Source organism: Thiomonas sp. FB-6 (assembly GCF_000377645.1).
Taxonomy (GTDB): Bacteria; Pseudomonadota; Gammaproteobacteria; order Burkholderiales; family Burkholderiaceae_C; genus Thiomonas_A.
In genome coordinates, this window is the sequence record NZ_KB898518.1 from 1 (window position 1) to 23,018 (window position 23,018).

Annotated in this window: 21 protein-coding genes and 1 pseudogene; 13 read left to right on the forward strand and 9 right to left on the reverse strand. The window is 69.6% G+C overall.

What is annotated here, in order from left to right; translation table 11 throughout:
- Positions 1-104: 104 nt before the first annotated feature.
- The 6 genes from D466_RS0118715 to pcaB all read left to right on the forward strand — a co-directional run bounded on the left by D466_RS0118715 (position 105) and on the right by pcaB (position 6,988).
- Positions 105-1,094: an IS5 family transposase gene (locus D466_RS0118715; protein WP_018914603.1), complete on the forward strand. Its 990-nt coding sequence runs from the start codon at positions 105-107 to the stop codon at positions 1,092-1,094.
- A 255-nt stretch (positions 1,095-1,349) separates the two neighbouring features.
- On the forward strand, positions 1,350-2,726 hold the full coding sequence (locus D466_RS0118720; RefSeq protein ID WP_018915220.1) for an MFS transporter: 1,377 nt from the start codon (positions 1,350-1,352) through the stop codon (positions 2,724-2,726).
- Positions 2,723-3,568 carry a MaoC family dehydratase N-terminal domain-containing protein gene (locus D466_RS0118725; protein ID WP_018915221.1) on the forward strand — a complete coding sequence of 282 codons (846 nt, stop codon included), beginning with the start codon at positions 2,723-2,725 and terminating at the stop codon, positions 3,566-3,568. Before D466_RS0118720 ends, D466_RS0118725 begins: the two co-directional genes overlap by 4 nt.
- 25 nt (positions 3,569-3,593) lie before the next feature.
- The gene (locus D466_RS0118730) at positions 3,594-4,778 is read left to right on the forward strand and encodes a CaiB/BaiF CoA-transferase family protein (RefSeq protein WP_026285480.1); all 1,185 of its coding nucleotides are present in this window, start codon (positions 3,594-3,596) and stop codon (positions 4,776-4,778) included.
- Positions 4,779-4,782: 4 nt separating this feature from the next.
- Positions 4,783-5,604 (forward strand): CoA ester lyase, encoded by an 822-nt coding sequence (locus tag D466_RS0118735; protein ID WP_018915223.1) that lies wholly within the window; start codon positions 4,783-4,785, stop codon positions 5,602-5,604.
- Between the two features lie 37 nt (positions 5,605-5,641).
- Positions 5,642-6,988 carry a 3-carboxy-cis,cis-muconate cycloisomerase gene (gene pcaB, locus D466_RS0118740; RefSeq protein ID WP_018915224.1) on the forward strand — a complete coding sequence of 449 codons (1,347 nt, stop codon included), beginning with the start codon at positions 5,642-5,644 and terminating at the stop codon, positions 6,986-6,988.
- A 19-nt stretch (positions 6,989-7,007) separates the two neighbouring features.
- On the opposite strand, the gene D466_RS0118745 is transcribed toward pcaB, so the two are convergent.
- The 7 genes and pseudogenes from D466_RS0118745 to D466_RS0118775 form a co-directional block, all read right to left on the reverse strand.
- A complete protein-coding gene (locus D466_RS0118745) occupies positions 7,008-7,985 on the reverse strand; it encodes a LysR family transcriptional regulator (protein ID WP_018915225.1) in 978 nt (325 codons plus the stop codon).
- A gap of 47 nt (positions 7,986-8,032) precedes the next feature.
- Positions 8,033-9,646: pseudogene (locus D466_RS22390) on the reverse strand (APC family permease).
- A 239-nt stretch (positions 9,647-9,885) separates the two neighbouring features.
- A complete protein-coding gene (locus tag D466_RS0118755) occupies positions 9,886-10,677 on the reverse strand; it encodes a peptidylprolyl isomerase (protein WP_018915228.1) in 792 nt (263 codons plus the stop codon).
- A gap of 150 nt (positions 10,678-10,827) precedes the next feature.
- Positions 10,828-11,085, reverse strand: a complete 258-nt coding sequence (locus D466_RS0118760) for a BolA family transcriptional regulator (RefSeq protein ID WP_018915229.1) — start codon at positions 11,083-11,085, stop codon at positions 10,828-10,830.
- Positions 11,086-11,092: 7 nt separating this feature from the next.
- Positions 11,093-11,629, reverse strand: coding sequence for a septation protein A (locus tag D466_RS0118765; RefSeq protein ID WP_018915230.1), 537 nt, complete (start codon positions 11,627-11,629; stop codon positions 11,093-11,095).
- A 45-nt stretch (positions 11,630-11,674) separates the two neighbouring features.
- Entirely contained in the window at positions 11,675-12,130 is a 456-nt protein-coding gene (gene msrB / locus D466_RS0118770; RefSeq protein ID WP_018915231.1) for a peptide-methionine (R)-S-oxide reductase MsrB, read from the reverse strand.
- 90 nt (positions 12,131-12,220) lie between these two features.
- On the reverse strand, positions 12,221-13,801 hold the full coding sequence (locus tag D466_RS0118775; protein ID WP_018915232.1) for a YdiU family protein: 1,581 nt from the start codon (positions 13,799-13,801) through the stop codon (positions 12,221-12,223).
- Between the two features lie 173 nt (positions 13,802-13,974).
- On the opposite strand from D466_RS0118775, the gene D466_RS0118780 reads away from it, so the two are divergent.
- The 5 genes from D466_RS0118780 to D466_RS22395 all read left to right on the forward strand — a co-directional run bounded on the left by D466_RS0118780 (position 13,975) and on the right by D466_RS22395 (position 18,694).
- Positions 13,975-14,742, forward strand: a complete 768-nt coding sequence (locus D466_RS0118780; RefSeq protein WP_018915233.1) for an ABC transporter ATP-binding protein — start codon at positions 13,975-13,977, stop codon at positions 14,740-14,742.
- Positions 14,739-15,497, forward strand: coding sequence for an ABC transporter ATP-binding protein (locus tag D466_RS0118785; protein WP_018915234.1), 759 nt, complete (start codon positions 14,739-14,741; stop codon positions 15,495-15,497). Before D466_RS0118780 ends, D466_RS0118785 begins: the two co-directional genes overlap by 4 nt.
- A gap of 35 nt (positions 15,498-15,532) precedes the next feature.
- Positions 15,533-16,729 (forward strand): ABC transporter substrate-binding protein, encoded by a 1,197-nt coding sequence (locus tag D466_RS0118790; RefSeq protein WP_026285482.1) that lies wholly within the window; start codon positions 15,533-15,535, stop codon positions 16,727-16,729.
- Between the two features lie 142 nt (positions 16,730-16,871).
- Positions 16,872-17,711 carry a branched-chain amino acid ABC transporter permease gene (locus tag D466_RS0118795; protein WP_051083796.1) on the forward strand — a complete coding sequence of 280 codons (840 nt, stop codon included), beginning with the start codon at positions 16,872-16,874 and terminating at the stop codon, positions 17,709-17,711.
- Positions 17,708-18,694: a branched-chain amino acid ABC transporter permease gene (locus tag D466_RS22395; RefSeq protein ID WP_018915237.1), complete on the forward strand. Its 987-nt coding sequence runs from the start codon at positions 17,708-17,710 to the stop codon at positions 18,692-18,694. Before D466_RS0118795 ends, D466_RS22395 begins: the two co-directional genes overlap by 4 nt.
- A 39-nt stretch (positions 18,695-18,733) precedes the next feature.
- On the opposite strand, the gene D466_RS0118805 is transcribed toward D466_RS22395, so the two are convergent.
- Complete coding sequence (locus D466_RS0118805; protein ID WP_018915238.1) at positions 18,734-20,053, reverse strand: hemolysin family protein; 1,320 nt, start codon at positions 20,051-20,053, stop codon at positions 18,734-18,736.
- Positions 20,054-20,334: 281 nt separating this feature from the next.
- Here D466_RS0118805 and D466_RS0118810 point away from each other — a divergent pair, with 281 nt between their 5' ends.
- Positions 20,335-21,573: a cystathionine beta-lyase gene (locus tag D466_RS0118810; protein WP_018915239.1), complete on the forward strand. Its 1,239-nt coding sequence runs from the start codon at positions 20,335-20,337 to the stop codon at positions 21,571-21,573.
- Positions 21,573-22,070, forward strand: coding sequence for a hypothetical protein (locus D466_RS0118815; RefSeq protein ID WP_018915240.1), 498 nt, complete (start codon positions 21,573-21,575; stop codon positions 22,068-22,070). The genes D466_RS0118810 and D466_RS0118815 overlap by 1 nt, the downstream gene beginning before the upstream one ends.
- 37 nt (positions 22,071-22,107) lie before the next feature.
- Here D466_RS0118815 and serB read toward each other — a convergent pair whose 3' ends face one another.
- Positions 22,108-22,983: a phosphoserine phosphatase SerB gene (gene serB / locus D466_RS0118820; protein WP_018915241.1), complete on the reverse strand. Its 876-nt coding sequence runs from the start codon at positions 22,981-22,983 to the stop codon at positions 22,108-22,110.
- Positions 22,984-23,018: the final 35 nt, after the last annotated feature.

Consider the following 23,018-nt stretch of genomic DNA (forward strand, 5'->3'; position numbering starts at 1 on the left):
TAGGGAAACACTGATCAATTCGGGGCGGCTGGCATCGCACGCTGGCCGAGCGGGGCGTGAACTGGAACAATGGTCCTGAACGTCCGAGAGCGCGAGGAACGACGATGCAGACGAGCTTTTCCGAGTACGAGTACGGGAGCAAGAAGCGGCAGACGCGACGCGACCGCTTCCTGGCCGAGATCGAAGCGATGACGCCGTGGGGCGAGTTGGTCGCGGCGATCGAGCGCCACTATCCGAAGGGCGGTGGCCGCGGTCGCCCGCCGATCGGACTGGAGCGCATGCTGCGCATGTACATCGCGCAGAACTGCTTCGGGCTGTCGGACGAAGGCATCGAGGATGCCATCTACGACAGCCAGGCGATCCGGCGCTTCGTTGGCATCGATCTGGGCCGCGAGTCGGCACCCGACGCCACGACGCTGCTCAAGTTCCGCCGCCTGCTCGAAGACAAGCAGCTCACCGAAACCATCTTCACGACCATCAACGCGCACCTGGCGGCCAAGGGGCTGTTCCTGCGGCGCGGCACGGTGGTGGATGCGACCATCATCGAGGCGCCGCCGTCGACCAAGAACGCCAAGGGGGATCGCGACCCCGAGATGCACCAGACCAAGAAAGGCAACGCGTGGCATTTCGGCATGAAGGCCCATATCGGCGTCGATGCCCAATCGGGGCTGGTGCACACCGTGGTCGGCACCGCCGCCAATGTGGCTGATGTGACCCGGGCACAAGATCTGCTGCATGGCGACGAGGAGGATGTCTTCGCCGATGCGGGCTACCAGGGCGTGGCCAAGCGCGAGGAGAACATCGGTGTTCCGGTCAACTGGCATGTGGCCATGCGCCCCGGCAAGCGCCGCGCGCTGGCCGGGCACGGCTGGGCGCAGAAGCTGGAGTGGATCGAGCAGATCAAGGCCAGCATCCGCGCCAAGGTTGAGCACCCGTTCCACGTCGTGAAGAACCTCTTTCGGCACCGCAAGGCGCGCTACCGCGGCCTGGCGAAGAACACGGCGCAGTTGCACACGCTGTTCGCCATGGCCAATCTGATGCTGGCGCGCAGGCTGGTTTGGAACTCCGACACCCGAGGTGCGTCCGCAGTGTGAAAAATGGGGCAAAGGGCGGCGTCCGCTGCCGATTTTCGGCCGCGCTTCGGACCTCCTGACCGCGAAACGCCCGTTTTTCGCACAGTTCGCGACCATGGATACAAGCGGCTTCGCCCAAGAGGTCATTTCTTCAGTGCTTCCCTAGAGATCGGCAGTCAACATAATGATTTCACTGGCGTCCTGCTCGCAGGCCGAACCAGTTGCCAAATCCACGCGCGGCATGCCGCGCGTCAACCTAGAACGACGAGGAGACCCATGTCCAGTTCCAGCCTCAGCGAACGGATGGATCGGCTGCCCATCACGCCTGCCCACAGGACCGCGATCCTGGCGCTGGCCTTCGCCTACTTTTTCGAATTCGCCGATCTCAATACCTTCGCCTTCGCAGCCCCCGGGGTGATGAAGGCGTGGCATATCGCGGTCGGCTCCGTGGCCTTCATCACCTCCGCCAGCTTCGGGGGCATGTTCCTCGGCGCCGTCTCGGCCGGCTGGGTGGCCGACGCCATCGGGCGCAAGCGGGCACTCGTCCTGACCGTGCTGTGCTACGCGCTGTTCTCGCTGCTCAACGCGGCGTCCTGGAACGTGACCTCGCTGGCGGCGTTCCGCTTCCTCACCGGCGTCGGCCTGTCGGGCATGACGGTCACGGCCAACACCTATGTCAGCGAATTCTTCCCGGCGAACGTGCGGGGCAAGTACATGGGACGCATCATGACCGTCGGGCTGGTGGGCATTCCGGCCACCGCCTGGTTCGCGCGCAGTTTCGTGCCCCTGGCTCCCTGGGGCTGGCGCGCGGTGTTCGTCTGGGGCAGCCTGGGCCTGGTCGCGCTGGTGTTCGTCGCGCGCATGAAGGAATCCCCGCGCTGGCTGTTGCGCCGAGGGCGCGAGGCCCAGGCGCTGGCCATCGTGGAGGAACTCGAGGCCCAGGCGGCCATGCGCAAGGCGGGCGAACCCGACACGGGCGTGCACGTGCACCGTGAGCCCATCGACTACGGCCGCCGGGTTCCGCTGGCGCGCCTGTTCGAAGCCGGGGAGCGCCGGCGCACCTTCATCCTGCTGCTGGTCTGGGTGTTCCAGACCCTGGGCTTCTACGGCTTCGTGGCCTGGGTTCCCACCCTGCTGGTCAAGCATGGCTTCTCCGTCGTGCATTCGCTGACCTTCGCCAGCGTCATCGCGGTGTGCAATCCCCTGGGAGCCATCGCGGCTTCCTATCTGGTGGAGCGCTTCGAACGCCGCTGGTTCATCACCATCGACGGCATCCTGATCGCCGCCTTCGGGCTGGGCTTCGGCCTGTCCTTCCAGCCCGTGGGCATCCTGGTGTTCGGCGCCCTGGTGATGCTCAGCATCCAGGCCATGGCGGTGGGCCTGTACACCTACACCCCGGAGATGTTCCCGACCGACGTGCGCTCCACCGGCTTGGGGCTGACCTACGGCGTGGGCCGCCTGGCCAATGTCCTGGGGCCCTTCGTGGTCAGCGGCCTGTTCGAGGCCTATGGATACGGCAGCGTGTTCGTCTACATCGCCGCGTGCTGGCTGGTGGTCTCCGCGGTGGTCGGGTTGTTCGGGACATCGACCACGGGGCGCTCTCTCGAGTCGCTGCATGCGGCGGGCGCGAGCGCGCAGGGAGCGGGGCGATGAGCGAGCTTGAGGATTGGATCGGACGCAGCGAGAGCCGCGAGGACGTGGTCAGCACCGCTCCGCTGCGCGGACTGACGGCCACGCTGGACCGCGAGCCCGCCGAGCTGCGCGCCGGCACGGTGCTGCCGCCGCTGTGGCACTGGCTGTATTTCCTGCCCGCGGAGCGCCAGAGCGAAATCGGCGCCGACGGCCATGCCCGGCGCGGCGGCTTCCTGCCGCCCGTGCCCCTGCCGCGGCGCATGTGGGCGGGAAGCCAGTTCGAGTTCCGCGCGCCGCTGCGCGTGGGCGACGCCATCCGGCGCACCAGCACCATCGCCGAGCTCAGCCACAAGCAGGGGCGTTCCGGGCCCCTGGTGTTCGTGAAGGTGCGCCACGAGATCCACGCCAACGCAGCTCCCGAGCCGGCGATCGTCGAATTCCACGACATCGTGTACCGGCAGGCGCGGCAGCCGGGGGAGGTGGAACCGCCGCCCGTGGCCGCCCCCGTGCCCACGTGGAAGCGTGTCATCGTGCCCGACGACGTGCTGCTGTTCCGCTATTCGGCCCTGACCTTCAACGGCCACCGCATCCACTACGACCGCAAGTACGTGACCGAGGTCGAGGGCTACCCGGGGCTGGTCGTGCACGGGCCGCTGATTGCCACGCTGCTGCTGGACCTGCTGCGCCGCCAGCTTCCCGAGGCCGACGTGGCGGAGTTCAGTTTCCGCGCGCGCCGCCCGACCTTCGATCTGCATCCCTTCTCCGTGTGCGGCGCCCCGCAGGGCGATTCAGGCACGGTACGCCTGTGGGGAGCCGACCACGAGGGCTGGCTGACCATGGATGCCGTCGCGACCCTCCGCTGAGCCCGCACCACGCACCTTCATGCCCATGCAACCTCTTCAAGGCCTCACGGTCGTCACCCTCGAGCACGCGATCGCCGCGCCGCTCGCGACCCGACATCTCGCCGATCTCGGCGCAAGGGTCATCAAGATCGAGCGCCCCGGCGTGGGCGATTTCGCCCGGGGCTACGACTCCCGCGTGCGCGGACTGGCCTCGCATTTCGTCTGGGCCAACCGCAGCAAGGAAAGCCTGAGCCTGGATCTGAAACACCCCGAGGCGCGCCGCATCCTGCAGCGCCTGGTGCTGGAAAAGGCCGATGTCGTGGTGCAGAACCTGGCGCCCGGCGCCTGCGAGCGCATGGGGCTCGATCACGCCTCGCTCGCCGCGCTCAAGCCCTCGATCATCGTGTGTGACATCTCCGGCTACGGCGCCGACGGCCCCTACCGGGACCGCAAGGCCTACGACCTGCTGATCCAGAGCGAGTCCGGCTTCCTGTCCGTGACCGGAACACCGGAGGAGGCCTGCAAGGCGGGCCCGTCCATCGCCGACATCTCCGCCGGCATGTACGCCTATTCCAGCATCCTCGCGGCCCTGCTGGAGCGCGCACGCAGCGGCGTGGGCAAGCGCCTGGACATTTCCATGCTCGAATCCCTCACCGAGTGGAACTCCTACCCGCTGTACTACGCCTTCGACGGCGCGGCGCCGCCGCCGCGCACCGGCGCCGCCCACGCCACCATCTATCCCTACGGTCCCTTCCCGACCGGCGGCGACGGAGCCAGCGTGATGCTGGGGCTGCAGAACGAGCGGGAGTGGCAGAGCTTTTGCGACAAGGTGCTGCGGCAACCCGAGCTCGCCTCGGACCCGCGTTTCAGCGGCAATGCCAGGCGCGTGGCCTCGCGCGAGGCTCTGCGCCGGATCATCGTCGAGGCCTTCCGCGAGCTCAGCGCGCCTCAGGTCGTGGAGCGCTTGCAGGAGGCGCAAATCGCGAACGCGCGCGTGAACACCATGCAGGAGGTCTGGGAACATCCCCAGCTGCGCGCGCGCGCACGCTGGCGCGACATCGGCTCGCCCGTGGGGCCGCTTCCGGCGCTGCTGCCCCCGGGGGGCTGGGAGGACGGGGATCCGTGCATGGGTCCGATCCCGGCGCTGGGCGAGCACACCGATGCCATCCTGCGCGAACTGGGCCTGGACGTTTCGTCCATCGAGGCCCTGCGCGCCGACCAGGCCGTCTGAACCCATGAACCCTTTCGCGCGCAGTTATCTGTTCGTGCCGGGCAACCGGCCCGAGCGCTTCGGCAAGGCCCTCGCCAGCGCCGCCGACGTCGTCGTGATCGACCTGGAGGATGCCGTCGAGGATCCGGCGAAGCCCGAGGCGCGGGAGCAGGTCCTGCGCTGGGCCGCGGCGCAGGAGGCGTCCGTGCTGGAGCGGGTCGCGCTGCGCATCAACGCCGCGGGCTCGCCGTACTTCGGCGACGATCTGCGCCGGCTTCACGCCTCGGGACTGCGCCTGCTGATGCTGCCGAAGACCGAGCACGCAGGGCAGGTGGCCCAGGTTCTCGACGCCGTGCCCGGCGCGCGCGTGCTGGCGCTGGTGGAAAGCGCGCGGGGGCTGCAAGCCTGCCGCGACATCGCGGCCGCGCCCGGGGTGCTCGGTTTGGTGTTCGGCACGCTGGATTTCGCGCTCGACCTGGAACTCGACCTCGAGCAGGACCTGCAGCCCCTGGAATCGGCGGCGGCGCGCATCGCGCTGGCCTCGCGTCTGGCCGGACTGGGGCCCCCGGTGGCCGGCGTCACCCCGCAACTCCATGACCAGGCCCGGCTGCTCGCGGACTGGTCCTGGTTCCGCCGCAGGGGCTTCGGCGCGAAGTTGTGCATACATCCGCGGCAGGTCGATCCGGTGCACGCGGCGCTCGTAGCGGACGCCGCCACGCTGGAATGGGCGAACCGGGTGCTCGCCGCGGACGCGGCCGCGCCGGGCGCCGTGCGGGTCGACGGCAGCTTGGTGGACCGCCCCGTCGTGCTGCAGGCCCGGCGCATCCTGCGCCGCGCCGGGCGCTGATCCATCCTTTTCGACATTCTCCCTTCGAGAACACACCATGGCTTCTTCAATCATCGATTCCACCATCTTCCAGGGCATTTTCAGCAGCGACGAGATGCGTCGTGTGTGGTCCGACGAGAACCGCACGCAAAAGTATCTGGACATCGAACGCGCGCTCGCCGTCGTGCAGGCCCGCCTGGGCCTGATCCCGCAGGAGGCGGCCGAGGAGATCGTGCGCCACTGCGAGCTCGGGCAGATCGACATGGCCCGGCTGCGCGAGCAGACCGAGCGCATCGGCTATCCGGTGCTGGGGGTGGTCTCCCAGATCAACGCCCTGTGCCGCGACAAGCTCGGCGAGTACTGCCACTGGGGCGCCACCACCCAGGACATCACCGACACCGCGACGGTGCTGCAGATCCGCGAGGCCCTGGCGATCGTCGAGCGCGAGCTGGCCGCGATCTCGGCCGCCATGGCGCGGCTGGCGCGCGAGCACCGGGATACGCCGATGATCGGGCGCAGCAACCTGCAGCAGGCGATCCCGGTGACCTTCGGCTACAAGATGGCCGGCCTGCTGTCGGCCATCGAGCGCCACCGCGAACGCCTGGCCCAGCTCAAGGAACGCGTGCTGGTCGGGGAGTTCGCCGGCGCCGCGGGCACGCTGGCCTCGCTGGAGCGAGGCGCCATGGAGACCCAGGCCGGGCTTTGCGCCGAACTCGGGCTGAAGCAACCGGTGATCGCCTGGCACACCATTCGGGACAACATCGCCGAAGTGGGGGCCTTCCTCGGCCTGGTCGGCGGCACCCTGGGCAAGCTGAGCATGGACGTCAAGCTCATGATGCAGACCGAGGTGGGCGAGGTCTTCGAGCCCTACCACCATGGGCGCGGCTCCTCGTCCACCATGCCGCAGAAGCGCAACCCCATCGCCAGTTGCTACATCCACGCCGCGATCAGCGTGGTACGCCAGCACGCGGCGGCGCTGATGGACGCCATGGTCGCGGACCACGAGCGATCCACCGGGCCGTGGGAGATCGAGTGGATCGTGCTGCCCGAGGCCTTCTGCCTGATGGCGGGGGCGCTGCGCCAGAGCCGGCTGGTGCTGGAGGGACTGCAGGTGGACCCGGCGGCCATGCGGCGCAACCTCGAGCTGACCGACGGCCTGGTCATGAGCGAGGCCGTGATGATGGGCCTGGGCAACTCCATCGGGCGCGAGTACGCGCACGACCTGGTCTACGACCTGTGCCGGAAGGCCCTCGCCGAAGGCAGGCCGCTGCTCGAGCTGTTGTGCGCCCACCCGGAGATCTCGGCGCACGCCGACCGGGCCGCACTCGAGCGCATGCTCGATCCGGCGAACTACCTCGGCCAGTCGGGCGTGATGGTGGACCGGGTGCTCGCCAGCCTTCGCTGAGCGTCGCCGGCGCGGGCGCTCAGCGCGCCCGACGCCGCGCGGGCGCGGGGGAGGGCGCCGCCACGCCCGTATCGGCCGCCGCGGAGCTTCTGGCCGCGCGCACCGCCGGCTTCCTGGCGGCCACGAAATCGTAGAGTTGCTGGGCTTCGGGGGAGAGCTGGCGTCCCTTGCGCTTGATCAGGCCGATGCGCCGCGTGACCTGCGGCTCGCCCAGGGGAATGCTCTTGAGCAGCGGATGCTCGTACGGCGGCATCGCCAGCGAGGGCACCGCGGCCACCCCCAGCCCGGCCTCGACCAGGCCGAGCAGCGTGGTGACGTGCTGCGCCTCGTAGACCGGGCGCAGGCGCGTGGAGGTGCCCGCGAGCGCCTGGTCGAGCAGCAGGCGGTTGCCCGAGGATTTCGCGGTGAGGATGAAGTCGTGGCCTTCCAGGTCGCGCCACGTGGCCTTGCGCAGCGCGGCCAGCGGGTGATCGCGGCGGCAGGCGATGACGAAGCGCTCGGTGAGCAGCGGCCGGTAATCGACCTCGGGTTCGGAGCCGCCGAGGAAGTTGATGCCGAAGTCGGCCTCGCCGCTGGTCACGGCGCCCAGCACCTCGTTGGCGCTGGCGTCGAACACGCGCACCCGCAGCTTGGGGTATTGCGCCCTGTAGCGCTGGATCACGTTGGACAGGAAGTAGTACACCGTCGAGGGCACGCAGGCGATGCACACCTCGCCCATGCGCCCCGTGCCCACCCCCCGCACGGCCAGCAGGGTCTCGTCGAGTCCGTCGAGAAGCGTACTGATGCTGCGCGAGAACTCGCGCCCCACGACGGTGAGCCGGACCTCGCGCGTGGTGCGCTCGAGCAGGCGGATGCCGAGGGCCTGCTCGAGCTTGTCGATGCGCCGGCTGAACGCGGGCTGGGAAATGTGCACCGCCTCCGCCGCCTTGCGGAAGTTGCCCAGTTCGGCGACCGCGCGGAAGGCGATCAGATCGTGCAGTTCGAAGTTGACGGCCATGGGCGGTCCCGGGAGATGCCCGCAGTCTAGTGTCCCGCCCCGCCCCCTTACTGCGTGGCCTGGATGCGTTCCATCTCGCGGGCGATCTGCTCGGCCGGCAGCGCGGCGCGCCGGGCCAGCCAGATCACGAACAGGCTCCAGATCCCGACCAGGACCACGCCGGGCCAGAAGCTCAGCACGCCGTAGCCGCCGCCCACGTCGCCCAGGCCCGACAGGATCCACATGCCGCCGAACCAGGCGAGCAGCCAGGAGATGTGCTTCCAGCCGAAATCCGCGGTCGGCCTGCCGGCGACCAGGTGATACCAGGCGGCGTACAGCGCGAAGCCCACCGCGACGATGATGAACAGGAAGGAGTTGGTCTGGTAGCCGGTCCAGTAGACGATCCAGTTGCTGGCCACGAAGGCCAGCGGCGCGATGATGCCGGCCGCGGGCAGGCGGAATTCGCGCTTGAGTCCGGGCTGGGTGTCGCGCAGGATGAGCAGCACCACCGGGCCCAGCCCGAAGGTCAGCACGGTGGCCGAGGTGATGTAGTTGACCATCTTCTGCCACGCCGGGAAGGGCAGCAGGAACAGCACGCCGATCACCCACATGACCAGCACCGACAGCAGGGGGACCTGCGAGCCGTTCAGGCGCGTCAGCCAGCGGGGGCCCGCGCGCAGTTCGCCCACCGCGAACAGGATGCGCGAGCCTCCCGTCACGTACATCAGCCCCGTGCCGCCGGGGGAGATGTAGGCGTCGATGTACAGGATGGTGGCCAGCCAGCCCATGCCCAGGCTGGCGGCCAGCGCGGCGAAGGGGCCCGCGTCGCCGGCGAAGGCCACGTGCGCCCAGCCGTTGGCAATGTCCGCGGGACGCAGCGCCAGCAGGTAGCCCAGCTGCAGCAGGATGTACACGGTCGCGGACAACAGCACCGAGCCGATCACCGCCAGGGGAATGTTGCGCCCCGGGTTCTGGCTTTCTCCGCCGAGGTCGATGGCGGTGCGGAAGCCCAGGTAGCTGAACACGATACCCGCGGCGGGCAGTGCCAGGAACACGCCGTCGAAGCTGTAGCCCGCGGGGTCGGCGTTCCACACCGTGCTGCCCGCGGGCCAGTGCGTGCGCAGCCCCACCACGACGAGCGCGAGGGCCGTGAGCAGCGGTATCGCGATCTTCCACCAGGTGATGGTCGAGTTGACTCCCAGCAGCCTGCGCACGGCCATCAGGTTCAGCGCGGCGAACACGCCCAGCAGCACCGCGCAGGCCACGAAGCCGGTGGCCGACAGCACGCCCGCGCCCTGCGGCTCGAGGAAGTAGGGCAGGTAGTTGTTGGCCTAGGTGACCACCGCCTCGGCCTCGACCGCGGGCACCGCCACGTAGGCCAGGAACAGCATCCAGCCCCACAGGCGCCCGAGCGCGTCGCCGTGGGTGGCGTGGCTCATGTGCACCAGCGCGCCCGCGCGGGGAAACAGCGCCGCCAGTTCCGCGAAGCACAGCGCGATGAACATGACGATGACCGCGCCCACGATCCAGCTCCACAGGCTCAAGGGGCCGGCGATTCTGGAGGCGTGGAAGGCACCGAACAGCCAGCCCGAGCCGATCATGCTGGTGGTGCTGGCGAACAGGAGTCCGATGATGCGTGCATCCCGGCGAAGTCCGGACGATTGCTGGGGTACGGCGACCATGAGTGTCCTCCAGGTGTGGGCATCTCGCTCGCGGCTCCGGACGCTACGTCACGCAGCGGCGAGGGAACAGGCCGTGGGGGTGGGAGAGGGGGTTCTCCTTCAGTTCTAGTGGATCGGGACAGGCTTGACGTAACGAGGTGTCACGCGACGAACTCCGCTGAGCACGGAATCACGCGTACCTGACGCGCATGAAAAAGCCGGCCTCGAAGGCCGGCTTGGCAAGGGCGTCGAGCCGCGGCTTACTGCGTGACCTTCGCGCCCGCCAGCAGTTCCTGCTGGTACTTCTGCACTTCCTCACGCTGCAGTTCCTGCACGATCTGCGGACGCAGCTGTTCCAGCGCGGGCGGCTTGGCCGGGCGCGTGGCGTCGAGCTTGATCACGTGCCAGCCGAACTGGGTCTGCACCGGGGCGGTGGTGTACTGGCCGGGCTTGAGCTTGATCATCGCGTCGGCGAAGGCCGGCACGAAGTTGCCCGGGGTCGACCAGCCGAGCTTGCCGCCGTTGCCGGCCGAGCCGGTGTCCTTGGAATACTTCTTGGCCAGATCGGAGAACTTCGCGCCCTTCTTGAGCTGGGCGATCACGTCGTCGGCTTCCTTCTGGGTCGGCACCAGGATGTGCTGGGCTTCGTATTCGGTGCTGCCGAAAGTCTTGGCGAACTGGTCGTACTTGGCCTTGACCTGGGCGTCGGTGATCGGGTGCTTCTTCAGGTAGTCGCCCAGCACCGCACGGATCAGCACGTTCTGGCGGTTGATCTCGATCTCGTCCTGGATCTCGGTCTGCTTGGGCAGGCCCATCTTCTCGGCCTGCTGCACCACCACTTCGCGCAGGATCATTTCCTTCTTGATCTGCTCCTTGAGCTGGGGCGTGACCTGCTGGCCCTGCTGCTTGGCCATGTTCGTGGCGACGGCGTCGACCAGCGATTCGGGAATCGCCTTGCCGTTGACGGTGGCGGCGGTCTGCGCCATCGCCAGCGGGCTGAACAGGGCCAGCGCGACAGCGGCGGGAAGAAGTTTGGTACGGAGCAGGGTCATGGAGCAATCAGCCTGGAGGAACGGAGCAAAAACCGCAGATTAACCTAGGGAAAAGGTATTTTCGCGAACTGGGGCCGGGCGCTAGCGCCGCCGCTCCGATCGCGGGCCCCCGCGCCGGGCAGCACGCATCGCCGAACTCCGCGTGCTGCCTCAGGGAGCGCGCAGGTCCAGCGTCACGGAATGCACTTCCTGCCTCAGCAGGGGATCCAGGGCATCATACACGAGCCGATGGCGCGCAAGAGGGGCCAGTCCGGCGAAGCGCGCACTGCGGATGCGCAGGCGGAAATGGCTTCCGAGGGAGTCGAAACCCGCATGCCCGTGGTGCTGGGCGGACAGGTCCTCGACCTGTGCCTCGTCCCCGGGGAAGGCCTCGCGCAAGGCCTGTTCGATGCGCTGCTGTCGCGTCATGGCGGGCTCAGGGGGCTTTGGAGGGCAGGTAGCGCGCGATCAGCAGCGACTGCAGCACCGCGAACACGAGGGTCAGGCCCAGGCTGCCGAACAGCTTGAAGTTCACCCAGGCGGCGGTCGAGAAGGTGTAGGCCACCCACAGGTTGACCACGCCCATCAGTGCGAAATAGCCGGCCCAGGACCAGTTCAGCCGCGTCCACGCGGCCTCCGGCAGTTCCAGTTGGCTGCCCAGCAGCGAGCGGATCAGGTTGCGCCGCATCAGCAACTGGCCGCCGGCCAGGCTCAGCGCGAACACCCAGTACAGCACCGTGGGCTTCCACTTGATGAAGGTCTCGTCATGCAGCAGCAGCGTGGCCCCGCCGAACAGCACCACGATCACCAGGCTGACCCACAGCATCGGCTCCACGCGGCGCCGGCGCAGCCACACCCAGCCGATCTGCAGCACGGTGGCCGCGATGGCCACCCCGGTGGCCACGTAGATGCCGCCGAACTTGAAGGCGACGAAGAACAGGATGATGGGGAAGAAATCGAACAGCAGTTTCATCGGAAGGTCCAGGTGCGGCGCCCGCGCGGGGCCGGCGGCGGCGGCTCAGCGGGAGGCGCCGCCGGAGCGGGAGGGGGTGGCGGGGAGCGCCTCGGCCTGCGCTTCGAAATCCAGCGAGGCCGAGTTGATGCAGTAGCGCAGGCCGGTGGGGCCGGGTCCGTCGGGGAACACATGCCCGAGGTGGGCTTCGCAATTCGCGCAGCGCACCTCGGTGCGGATCATGCCGTGGCTGGGGTCGACCCGTTCGGCCACGCGCGCGCCGGGCGCCGGGGCGGTGAAGCTCGGCCAGCCGCTTCCCGAGTCGTACTTGGTGTCGGAGGCGAACAGCGGCGAGCCGCAGCATACGCAGCGGTACGCGCCGGTTTCGTGGTGGTTCCAGTACTTGCCGCTGAAGGGGCGCTCGGTCGCGCTGCAGCGGGTGATCTGGTATTGCTCGGCGCTCAGGCGTTCGCGCCAGGCCGGGTCCTGTTCGGGATCGGATGGATGGGCGGGGTTGCTCATGGGGACTCCTCGGGCTTCGCGCGCGGGCGTACCCGCGCGTCCAAGCGCCCTCTATTGTCCTACGTCCGGTGGGGATTCGTGGAGTCCGCGTCAGGAGGAGCACGACAACACGGGCGGGCCGGCGTCGGCGGGGGGTGCCTCGGCCAGGTCCTCGCAGCCGGGCTGCTCCTCGTAGGGGCGGCGCAGCACCTGCTGCAGGCGCCTGGCGGCGCCGAAATCCCCCGCCTGCGCCTGGGCGATGGCCGCCTGGCCCAGGTGATGGCGCAGCACGTAGCAGGGGTTGGCGAGCAGCATGGCCGCGGCGCGCGCCGCCCGCTGCGCGGCATCGAGTTCGCCGAGACGGCGCTGCAGGCGCTCCAGCCAGTCGTCCAGGCGCTGCGGCCAGGCCGCGAACTGCCGGCGCAGCGCCGCCGGCGCGCCGGCTTGCGGATGCGCCACCCAATGCGCCAGCTGGCGGTGCGAGACGGTCCAGTCGGCGCGGCAGGCGGCCAGCAGGTCGATCCAGTCCTGCACCAGATCGGGGTCGTCGGCGCGTGCCGGGCCCAGGCCCAGCTTGGCCTGCATGCCGTCGCGCATCGCCGGCATGAAATGCTCGGCGAACTCCTCCACCGCGTCGCGCGCGGCCTGCTCGTCGCCGATCAGCGGCAGCAGGGCCTGCGCCAGCGCCAGCAGGTTCCAGCGCGCCACCGCCGGCTGGCGCGCCCAGGCGTAGCGCCCGTAGGCGTCGGTGGTGTTGGGGGTGTAGCCGGGGTCGAAGGCGTCGACGAAGCCGAAGGGGCCGTAGTCGATGGTCCAGCCCAGCATGGACATATTGTCGGTGTTCATGACCCCGTGCACGAAGCCCACGCATTGCCAGCGCGCCACCAGCTGCGCGGTGGCGGCGGCGACCTTGCTCAGCAAGGCCAGCGCCGGGTTGGCGGCCTGCGCGGCTTCGGGCTGCAGGCGGGCGACCGTGTAGTCGAGCAGCTTGCGCAGCGCCTCGTGCCGGCCCGAGTGGCTGAAATGCTCGAAGTGGCCGAAGCGCAGGAAACTCGGGCTCAGGCGGGCCACCACCGCGGCGCTCTCGATGCGTTCGCGGCGCACCGGCAGGTCGGAATCCACCAGGCACAACGCGCGCGTGGTCGGCACCCCCAGGTGCCACATGGCCTCGCTGCACAGGAATTCGCGCAGCGAGGAGCGCAGCACGGCGCGGCCGTCGGCATGGCGCGAGAAGGGCGTGCGCCCGGCGCCCTTGAGCTGCACTTCCCACCAGGCGTGGCCGCAGGCCTGCGCCGCGTCGGGCGCGGGCGCCTCGCCGAGCAGGTGCGCGCGTCCGTCGCCGAGCTGCCCGGCCCAGTTGCCGAACTGGTGGCCGGCGTAGACCGTGCTGATCGCGCTCCCGTCCGCCGCCGCGGCATTGCCGCTGAAACTGTGGGCCCAGGACGCGCAGGCCTCGGCGTCGCGCGCATCGTCGGGGGAGGGCGGGCGCACGCCGAGCAGGCGGGCCGCGTCCTCGCTGACCAGGCGCAGGCGGGGTTCCGGCAAGCCTTGCGGCGGGCTGTCGCTGAGGAATTCGGGACCCAGGCGGGAGAAGGTCTGGCGCAGCGCCAGCGGGGCCGGCCCCACGGCGCCGCCCGCGGCGCGTCCGGAAGGCGCACCGGAGCCAGGATGGGCGAGGAAATCGAGGGCCATCGCGGGATTCTCCCGCCTTTCATAAGGCCTTTGTTTTGCAGGGTTTTGGAGTGCGGGCTGGTGCAAGTCCGTGTGCGCGCTGGGGCTACGTGCCCAGGGTTTCCCCGGTGCGGAGGTGCTTGTCGGGCCTCGCCGCAGTGCCGCAAAATGCGGCGTTCAATCGCGCCCACGACATGTCGACCAACTTGATTCTGCGGGCCCGGGGCCTCACCAAACAATTCGCTGGTTTTGCTGCGGTCCAGGAAATAGACCTGGACATCGCGGAGGGTTCGATCCACGCACTGGTAGGGCCCAACGGGGCCGGCAAGACCACCTGCTTCAACCTGCTGACCAAGTTCCTGGAGCCAAGCTCCGGCAGCATCGTGTTCGACGGGCGCGACATCACGCGCATGCAGCCGGCGCAGGTCGCGCGCCTGGGCCTGGTGCGTTCGTTCCAGATCAGCGCCACCTTCGGCCACATGAGCCTGCTGGACAACGTGCGCGTGGGCATGCAGCGCGCCGCCGGCATGGCCTGGCAGTTCTGGGCCTCGCCGGCGCGCCTGGGCCGGCTCGACGAACGCGCGCGGCAGTACCTGGAGCAGGTGGGGCTGGCGGACCGTGCGGACCAGCTGGCGGTGAATCTTCCCTACGGCCACAAGCGCGCGCTGGAACTGGCGACCACGCTGGCCCTGGAGCCGCGCTTGATGCTGCTGGACGAGCCCACGCAGGGACTGGGGCACGAGGACGTGGAGCGCGTGACCGAACTGATCGCGCGCGTGGCCAAGGGGCGGACCGTGCTGATGGTCGAGCACAACATGTCGGTGATCTCGCGTATCTGCGACCGCGTCACGGTGATGCAGCGCGGGCGCAAGCTGGCCGAGGGCAGCTACGCGGAGGTCTCGGCCAATCCCGAGGTGATCAGCGCCTACATGGGCGAGGCGGTGGAGGATCTGCCGGCATGAGTTCCACGCATAGCCCGGTGCAAGAGGCCGCGACGGCCGAGGCGGGCGCGCAGGCGGCGCTGGACATCCGCGGTCTGCACGCCTGGTACGGCGAGTCGCACGTGCTGCACGGCGTGGACCTGCAGGTGCCGGTGGGGCAGACGGTGTGCCTGCTGGGGCGCAACGGCGCCGGGCGCACCAGCACGCTGCGCGCGGTGATGGGCCTGACCAGCGCGCGCAGCGGCAGCCTGCGCGTGTTCGGGCAGGATCTGGCCCGCGTGGCGCCGCACCGCGTGGCCGGGCTGGGCGTGGGCTACTGCCCGGAGGAGCGGGGCATTTTCGCCAGCCTGTCCACGCGCGAGAACCTGCTGCTGCCTCCGCTGCTGCGCACGGGGTTCGAAGGCCTGAGCCTGCAGGAGATCGACACGCTGTTTCCCAACCTCAAGGAGCGCGCGCGCAGCCCCGGCTCGCGCCTGTCCGGCGGCGAACAGCAGATGCTGGCGCTGGCGCGCATCCTGCGCACCGGCGCGCGCCTGCTGCTGCTGGACGAGATCTCCGAGGGCCTGGCCCCGGTGATCGTGCAAGCGCTGGGCCGCGCCATCGCCTCGCTGCGCGACCGCGGCTTTTCGATCCTGCTGGTGGAGCAGAACTTCCATTTCTCGGCACGGCTCGCCGACAGTTTCTACGTCATGGAACGTGGGCGCATCGTCGAGCATTTCTCGCGCGAGCAATTGCCGGGCAAACGCGAGCGGCTGGAACAGCTGCTCGGGGTGTAGTGTGGGACCATCAACGTACAAACAAGGAGACTGACATGAAACTGAGCCGACTATCCCTCGCAGTGGCCGGTGTTCTGGCCCTGAGCGCCGCGACGGCGCAAGCCGCCGCACCGGTCAAGATGGCCTTCATCACCGACATGTCCGGCGTGTACTCCGCCATCGACGGCCCCGGCGGCGTGGCGGCGATCAAGATGGCCATCCACGACTTCGGCGGCTCGGTTCTGGGCCGCAAGGTCGAGCTGATGACCTTCGACCACCAGAACAAGGCCGACCTGGCCGCCGGCAAGGCCAAGGAATTCTTCAGCCAGGACGGCGCCGACATGCTGATCGCCGGCACCAACAGCGCCACCGCGCTGGCCATGGAACGCGTGGCGGCCAGCTTCAAGAAGCCCTTCATCGACATCGGCGGCGGCGCCTCGACCATCGTCGGCAAGGAGTGCACGCCCTATACCGACATGTACGCCTACAACACCACGGCGCTGGCCCGCGGCACTGGCAAGGCGATCGTGGAGAAGGGCGGCAAGACCTGGTACTTCCTGACCGCCGACTACGCCTTCGGCAAATCGCTGCAGAGCGACGCGGCGAAGGTGGTGGAAGCCAACGGCGGCAAGGTGCTGGGCCAGGTGTACGCGCCGCTGGCCTCGGCCGACTTCTCCTCCTACCTGCTGCAGGCGCAGGCCTCGAAGGCCGAGGTGCTGGGCCTGGCCAACGCCGGCGGCGACTCGGTGAACTCGATCAAGCAGGCCACGCAGTTCGGCATCACCAAGTCCATGAAGCTGGCGGGCCTGCTGCTGTTCGTCACCGACATCCACAGCATCGGCCTGCCGTCGGCCCAGGGCCTGTACCTGACCACGCCGTGGTACTGGAACCAGGACAAGGCCGCGCGCGATTGGTCGCAGCGCTTCTACAAGGAAATGCACGTGATGCCCACCTTCGTGCAGGCCGCGGACTACTCGGCCACGATGACCTACCTGAAGGCGGTGAAGGCGGCGGGCACGACCGATGGCGACAAGGTCATGGCCGAGTTGCACAAGATGAAGGTCGACGACATGTTCATGCATGGCGGAACGCTGGCCCCCAACGGCCTGATGATCCACGACATGTACCTGGCCCAGGTCAAGACGCCCGCGCAGTCCAAGGGTGAGTGGGACCTGTACAACATCGTGCAGAAGATCCCCGGCGCGGACGCCTTCGGGCCGATCGCCGACTACGGCTGCCCGCTGGCGAAGTGATCGCCAGCGCGCGGGGAGCGTGGGCGCAGGCCCGCGCTCCCCGCGCGGCACCCACGCGCCCTGCGCGCTGCTTCCTGCCCGAGCGAGGCCCTGATTGACTGAGTTGTTCGGATTTCCCCTGCCGCTGTTGCTGGGCCAGCTGATGCTGGGCCTGGTCAACGGCGCCTTCTACGCGATGCTGTCGCTGGGCCTGGCCGTGATCTTCGGGCTCATGGACGTGGTGAACTTCGCGCATGGCGCCTTTTTCATGATGGGCGCGATGCTGGCGTGGATCGGCGGCCAGTACTTCCACCTGGGCTACTGGTGGATGCTGCTGCTGGCGCCGTTGACGCTGGGTGCCTTCGGCATGCTGGTGGAGCGCCTGATGCTGCGCCGGCTGCGCGGCATGGACCCGATCTACGGGCTGCTGCTGACCTTCGGACTGACCCTGCTGCTCGAGGGGGGCTTTCGCTCCGCCTTCGGCGTGGCCGGCCAGCCCTTCGACCCGCCGTCGCAACTCGGCGGGGTGCTCAATCTCGGATTCATGTTCCTGCCCGTCTATCACGCCTTCGCCGTGCTCGCCAGCGTGGTCATGTGCGTGCTCACCTGGGCGCTGATCGAGCGCACGCGCCTGGGCTCCTACCTGCGCGCGGGCACCGAGAACCCGGCGCTGGTGCAGTGCTTCGGCATCAACGTGCCGCTGCTGGTCATGCTGACCTTTGGCTTCGGCGCCGCGCTGGCCGGGCTGGCCGGCGTGCTGGCCGCGCCGGTGATCCAGGTCTCGCCGCTGATGGGCTCGAACCTGATCATCACCGTGTTCGCGATCGTGGTCATCGGCGGCATGGGCTCGGTCATGGGCTCGATCGTCTCGGGGCTGATGCTGGGCCTGGTCGAGGGCCTGACCAAGGTGCTGTACGCGCCGATGGCCAACACCGTGGTGTTCGTGCTCATGGCCGTGGTGCTCACGTTGCGCCCGGCCGGGCTGTTCGGGAGGCAGCGATGAAGCCGGGCCTGCGTGCGCTGTGGCCGTGGCTGCTGCTGGCGCTGGCCGCGCTGGCACCGTGGCTGGGCCTGTATCCGGTGCTGGGCATGCGCATCATGTGCTTCGCGCTGCTGGCCTGCGCCTTCAACCTGTTGGCGGGCTACGGCGGGCTCATCTCCTTCGGCCACGCGGCCATGTTCGGCGGGGCCGGCTACATCGCCGGCCAGGCGCTGGCGCAGTGGCATCTGCCGACCCTGGCGGGGCTGCTGCTGGGCATGGCCTTCGCGGTCGGCGTGGGCCTGGTCATGGGGCTGCTGGCGGTGCGCCGCCAGGGCATCTATTTCTCCATGATCACGCTGGCCCTGGCGCAGATCGTCTACTTCTACTTCCTGCAGGCGCCGTTCACCGGGGGCGAGGACGGGCTGCAGGGCATCCCGCGCGGCAGCTTCCTGGGCCTGTCCCTGCACTCCGACCGGGTGATGTACGAGTTCGTGCTGGGGGTGTTCGCCCTGAGCTGGTGGTTCCTGCGGCGCGTGAACCGCTCGCCCTTCGGCCAGATCCTGCGCGCGGCGCGGGAGAACGAGCCGCGCCTGGTCTCGCTGGGGTACAACGCCGCGCGCTACAAGCTCGGGGTGTTCCTGCTGTCGGCCGCCTTCGCCGGCCTGGCGGGCGCGCTCAAGGCGGTGGTCATGGGTTTCGAGACCCTCGACGACGTGCACTGGGCCACCTCGGGCCTGGTGATCCTGATGACCCTCGTGGGCGGCCTGGGCACCGACTTCGGGCCGGTGCTGGGGGCTCTGATCATCACCGTGCTGGAGGACAAGATGGGCCTGGTGGCGCGCTTCCTGGTGCACGTGACCGGGCTGGCCTGGTTCTCCCACCTGGCCGACTCGGTGGGCATGGTGATCGGCGCGATCTTCGTGCTGTGCGTGCTGGCCTTCCGCCGCGGCATCATCGGCGAGCTGGGCGCGCGCCTGACCACGCGGGCGCGCCGGCGCGCCTGAGGGTGCGAGCGCCGCCCCGCAAGGGCGGCGCATGGGTTCTCAACCTTCGGGCGCCGCGGCGGGCGCCTGCTCCAGCGCCGGGCGCGACACGAGCACCTTGTCGATGCGCTTGCCGTCCATGTCGACCACCTCGAAGCGCCAGCCGTCCCATTCGATCACGTCGCCGGTGCGCGGCAGGCGCGCCAGCAGCAGCATGAGCATGCCGGCCAGGGTGTTGTAGCGCGCCTTCTCTTCCTCCGGCACGTTGCGCAGCCCCAGCTTGTCCTTGAGATCGCCGACGGGAATCAGCCCGTCGAGCAGCCAGGAGCCGTCCTCGCGCTGGATGGCCCAGGGCTCCTCCGAAGGGTGGCTCTTGAACTCGCCCGCGATGGCTTCCAGGATGTCCTGCACGGTGACGATGCCCAGGGTCTGGCCGTATTCGCCCAGCACCACGGCCGTGTGGTCGGGGCTTTGCTTGAAGGTCTGCAGCAGTTCCAGCCCGGTCAGGCTCTCGGGCACGTAGATGGCGGGGCTGGAGGCCTTCATCAGGTCGTCGATGCCCTCGCGCCGGATGAAGCGCCCCAGCAGTTCCTTGGCCGAGACCAGGCCCATCACGTCGTCGAGGTCGCCGCGCACCAGCGGGAAGCGCGAATGCGAGCTTTGCGCGATCTTGGTCAGGTTGTCGCCCAGCGGGTCCTCGACGTCGAGGAACTCGATTTCGTTGCGCGGGGTCATCAGCGAGGCGATCTGGCGGTCGTCCAGGCGGAACACGTTGCGCACCATCTCGTGCTCCTGCACTTCGATGACCCCGGCGTCCGAGCCTTCCTCCAGCACGACGTTGATCTCCTCCTCGGTGACGTGCTTGGGCTGGTCGGTGCGCACGCGCAGCAGGCGCAGCAGCAGGTCGGTGGACATCGACAGCAGCTTGACGAATACGGCCACCGAGCGCGCCAGCACCAGCATGGGCTGCGCCGTGATCAGGGCGATGCGTTCGGGCGCCAGTTGCCCCAGGCGCTTGGGCACCAGCTCGCCGACCACGATGGACAGGTAGGTGATGACTACCACCACCAGCGCGGTGGCCGCGACCGAGGAGGCGCTGGGCGTCATGCCCAGGCGCTGCAGCCACTGGCTGATGCCCGAGGAGAAGGCGGCTTCACCGATGATGCCGTTGAGCACGCCGATGGAGGTGATGCCGATCTGCACCGTGGACAGCAGGCGCGTGGGCTGCTCGGTCAGCTGCAGCGCCGCCCGTGCGGGCACGCTGCCCGATTCGGCCAGGGCAGTCAGCCGGGCGCGGCGTGCCGTGACCAGCGCGATCTCGGCCATCGCGAACAGGCCGTTGAGCAGGATCAGGAACAGCAGAACCAGGGCTTGACTCATACCGTGCGATCCTCCAGCACGGGCCTTGTCGTGCCGTGCGAGCGGGGAGCAGGGGGCCGCGTGGGGAGGCCGCGGCGGGTGCCGGGACGGGCCGGCGCGATCAGGGAAGCAGGGTCGGGATCCAAGGCGGGGGCAAGGGCGTGTACGTCCTGCCTGCGCTGCTTCTATGCTGGAGCCTGCGGGCGCGGCATGGTGCCGCGGGCATGCACGCAGCAATTCGCGCAGGAGAACCTTCACCCATGTCCAGAGACGAACATGGCTCCCGATTAGAGCAGACTTCCATGACTTCTCAAGAAGATCGCCCCCCGGGCGCGGCCACGCTGCTCCAGCACCACCCCTACCGGGCGCCGGAGGGCTTCGCGGGCCTGCAGCTGCCGGTGTACCGCGCCTCCACGGTGCTGTTCGACAACGTGCGCCAGATGCGCGAGCGCCGCTGGCGCGACAAGTCGGGCTACACCTACGGGCTGCACGGCACGCCGGCGAGTTTCGCCCTGGAGCGCCGGCTGGCCGACATCGAGGGCGCGCGCCACGCGCTGCTGTGCCCCTCGGGGCTGTCGGCGATCGCGCTGGTCGACCTCGCGCTGCTGCGCCAGGGCGACGAAGTGCTGCTTCCCTGCAATGCCTATGCCCCCGGGCGCGAGCTCGCGCAAGAAACGCTTGCTGCCTGGGGCATTTCCACACGCATCTATGACCCGCTGGACCCCGCGTCGCTGCGCGAGCGCATCGGAGCGAACACCCGGCTCCTGTGGCTGGAGGCCCCCGGCTCGGTGAGCATGGAGATGCCCGACCTGCGCGCGCTGGTGGCGCTGGCGCGCGAGGCCGGGGTGCTCACGGCCATCGACAACACCTGGTCGGCGGGCCTGGCGCTGCGGCCCTTCGAGCTGGGCATCGACGTGTCGATGCAGGCGCTGACCAAGTACCAGTCGGGTGGCGCCGACGTGCTCATGGGCGCGGTGCTGGTGCGCGACGACGCGCTGCACGACGCGTTGCTGGACGCGCACATGCGCCTGGGCCTGGGCGTGGGCGGCGACGACGTGGGGCTGTTGTTGCGCGGCCTGGCGTCCATGCCGCTGCGGTATGCCGCGCACGATGCGTCGGCGCGGCGCGTCGCCGAGTGGCTGCTGCGGCGTCCCGAGGTGGAGCGCGTGCTGCACCCGGCGCTGCCGGGCAGCCCGGGGCACGCGTACTGGTTGCGCGATTTCCGCGGCGCGGCGGGGCTGTTCAGCGTCGTCCTGCGCCCGGAGTTCGAGCCGGCCCGCGTGGACGCCTTCGTGGATGCGCTGCGCCTGTTCGGCATCGGCTACTCCTGGGGCGGGCCGATGAGCCTTGCGGTACCCTACGACCTGCGGCATGCGCGCGCCGCCGTGTCGCCGCCCGTCGGCTCGCAGGCGCAAGCGGTGCCGGCCGAGGCGCACTACCTGGTGCGCCTGAACATCGGGCTCGAGCGTCCCGAGGACCTGATCGCGGATCTCGAGCAGGCGCTGCGCGCGGCGCTGAGCCCCCGAACCGGAGTTGCCTGATGGGAATGCGAAGCCTGGCAGCCGTCGTGCTGTTGATCCTGCTGGCCGCTTTCGCGGTCGCCAACTGGGGCGCCTTCACCGCGCCGACCCAGCTCACGCTGGGCCTGACCAGCGTGCAGGCGCCCCTGGGGCTGCTGATGCTGGGCCTGTGCGCGCTGCTGGTGCTGGGCCTGGGGGGCCTGGCGCTGTGGGTGCATACGCGCTCGCTGATGGAACTGCGGCGCCAGGTGAAGACGCAGCAATCGCTGCGCGAACTGGCGGACAAGGCCGAGGTCTCGCGCCTGACCCAGCTGCAGGGCGCGCTGGAGGCCGCCACCGAGCGCCTGGCCGCGCAACTGGAGGCCTCGCAGGCCCGGCTGCTCGAACGCCTCGACCTGCTCGAGCGCGAGCAGGCGCGCCACGTGGCCGAGAACGCCGACAGCCTGGCCGCCGCCCTGGCGGAGTTCGATCAGCGAATCAGCCCACCCGGCGCGGGCCGCCCGGGCGGACGGGACTGAATTCCTCCGCGGCAGGCGGGTTCAGAGGTCTGCGGGTTCAGGTGTCTTCGAACAGGCGCAGCACGCCGTCCAGACCGCAGTGGTTCAGCGCCGCGTCGGCGGCCTGCTGCACCGCCGGCTTGCCGCGGTAGGCCACGCCCAGCCCGGCGGCGTCCAGCATGGGCAGATCGTTCGCGCCGTCGCCCACGGCGATCGCCTGGCGCGGATCGCAGCCCAGTCCGGCGCAGGCGTCCAGCAGCGCCTGGCGCTTGGCCGCACCGTCGACGATGGGCCCGCGCGTGCGTCCGGTCAGGCGCCCGTCGGCGATGTCGAGCTGGTTGGCACGGATGCTGTCCAGCCCCAGGCGTCGCTGCAGGCGCTCGGCGAACCAGGTGAAGCCCCCCGTCGCCAGCAGCACGTGCAGCCCGGCGGCGCGCGCGGCGCCGATCAGCTGCTCGGCGCCGGGGTTGAGCTGCATGCGCTGCCAGACCTGTTCGAGCACGCTCTCGGGCGTACCCGCGAGCAGCGCCAGGCGCCGGCGCAGGCTCTCCGCGTAATCGGTGATCTCGCCGCGCATCGCGGCTTCGGTGATCTCGGCGATGCGCGCCTTCATGCCGGTGGCGCTGCCCAGTTCATCGATGGTCTCCATGTTGACCAGCGTGGAGTCCATGTCCAGCACCAGCAGGCGGAAGTCGCGCAGGCGCAGGCCGTCGGGCAGCAGGGCCCAGTCGAATCCGTGGCGCTCGGCCAGCGGCGGCAGCAGCGCGCGCACCGCCGAGGCCTCCACCCCCACGTCGCGCAGCCGCGCCGCTTGCACTCCGGCGCCGCCGGCCGGCGCCTGGGGCACGCGCGTGCCCAGTTGCGCGGCGATGTGTTCGAGCATGGCCGGTTCGAGGCGCGACGGGGCGGGAATCTGCAGGACGAGTTGGGGCATCGGGGAGGAGGAGGGGGAGGCGGGGGAGGCGGGGG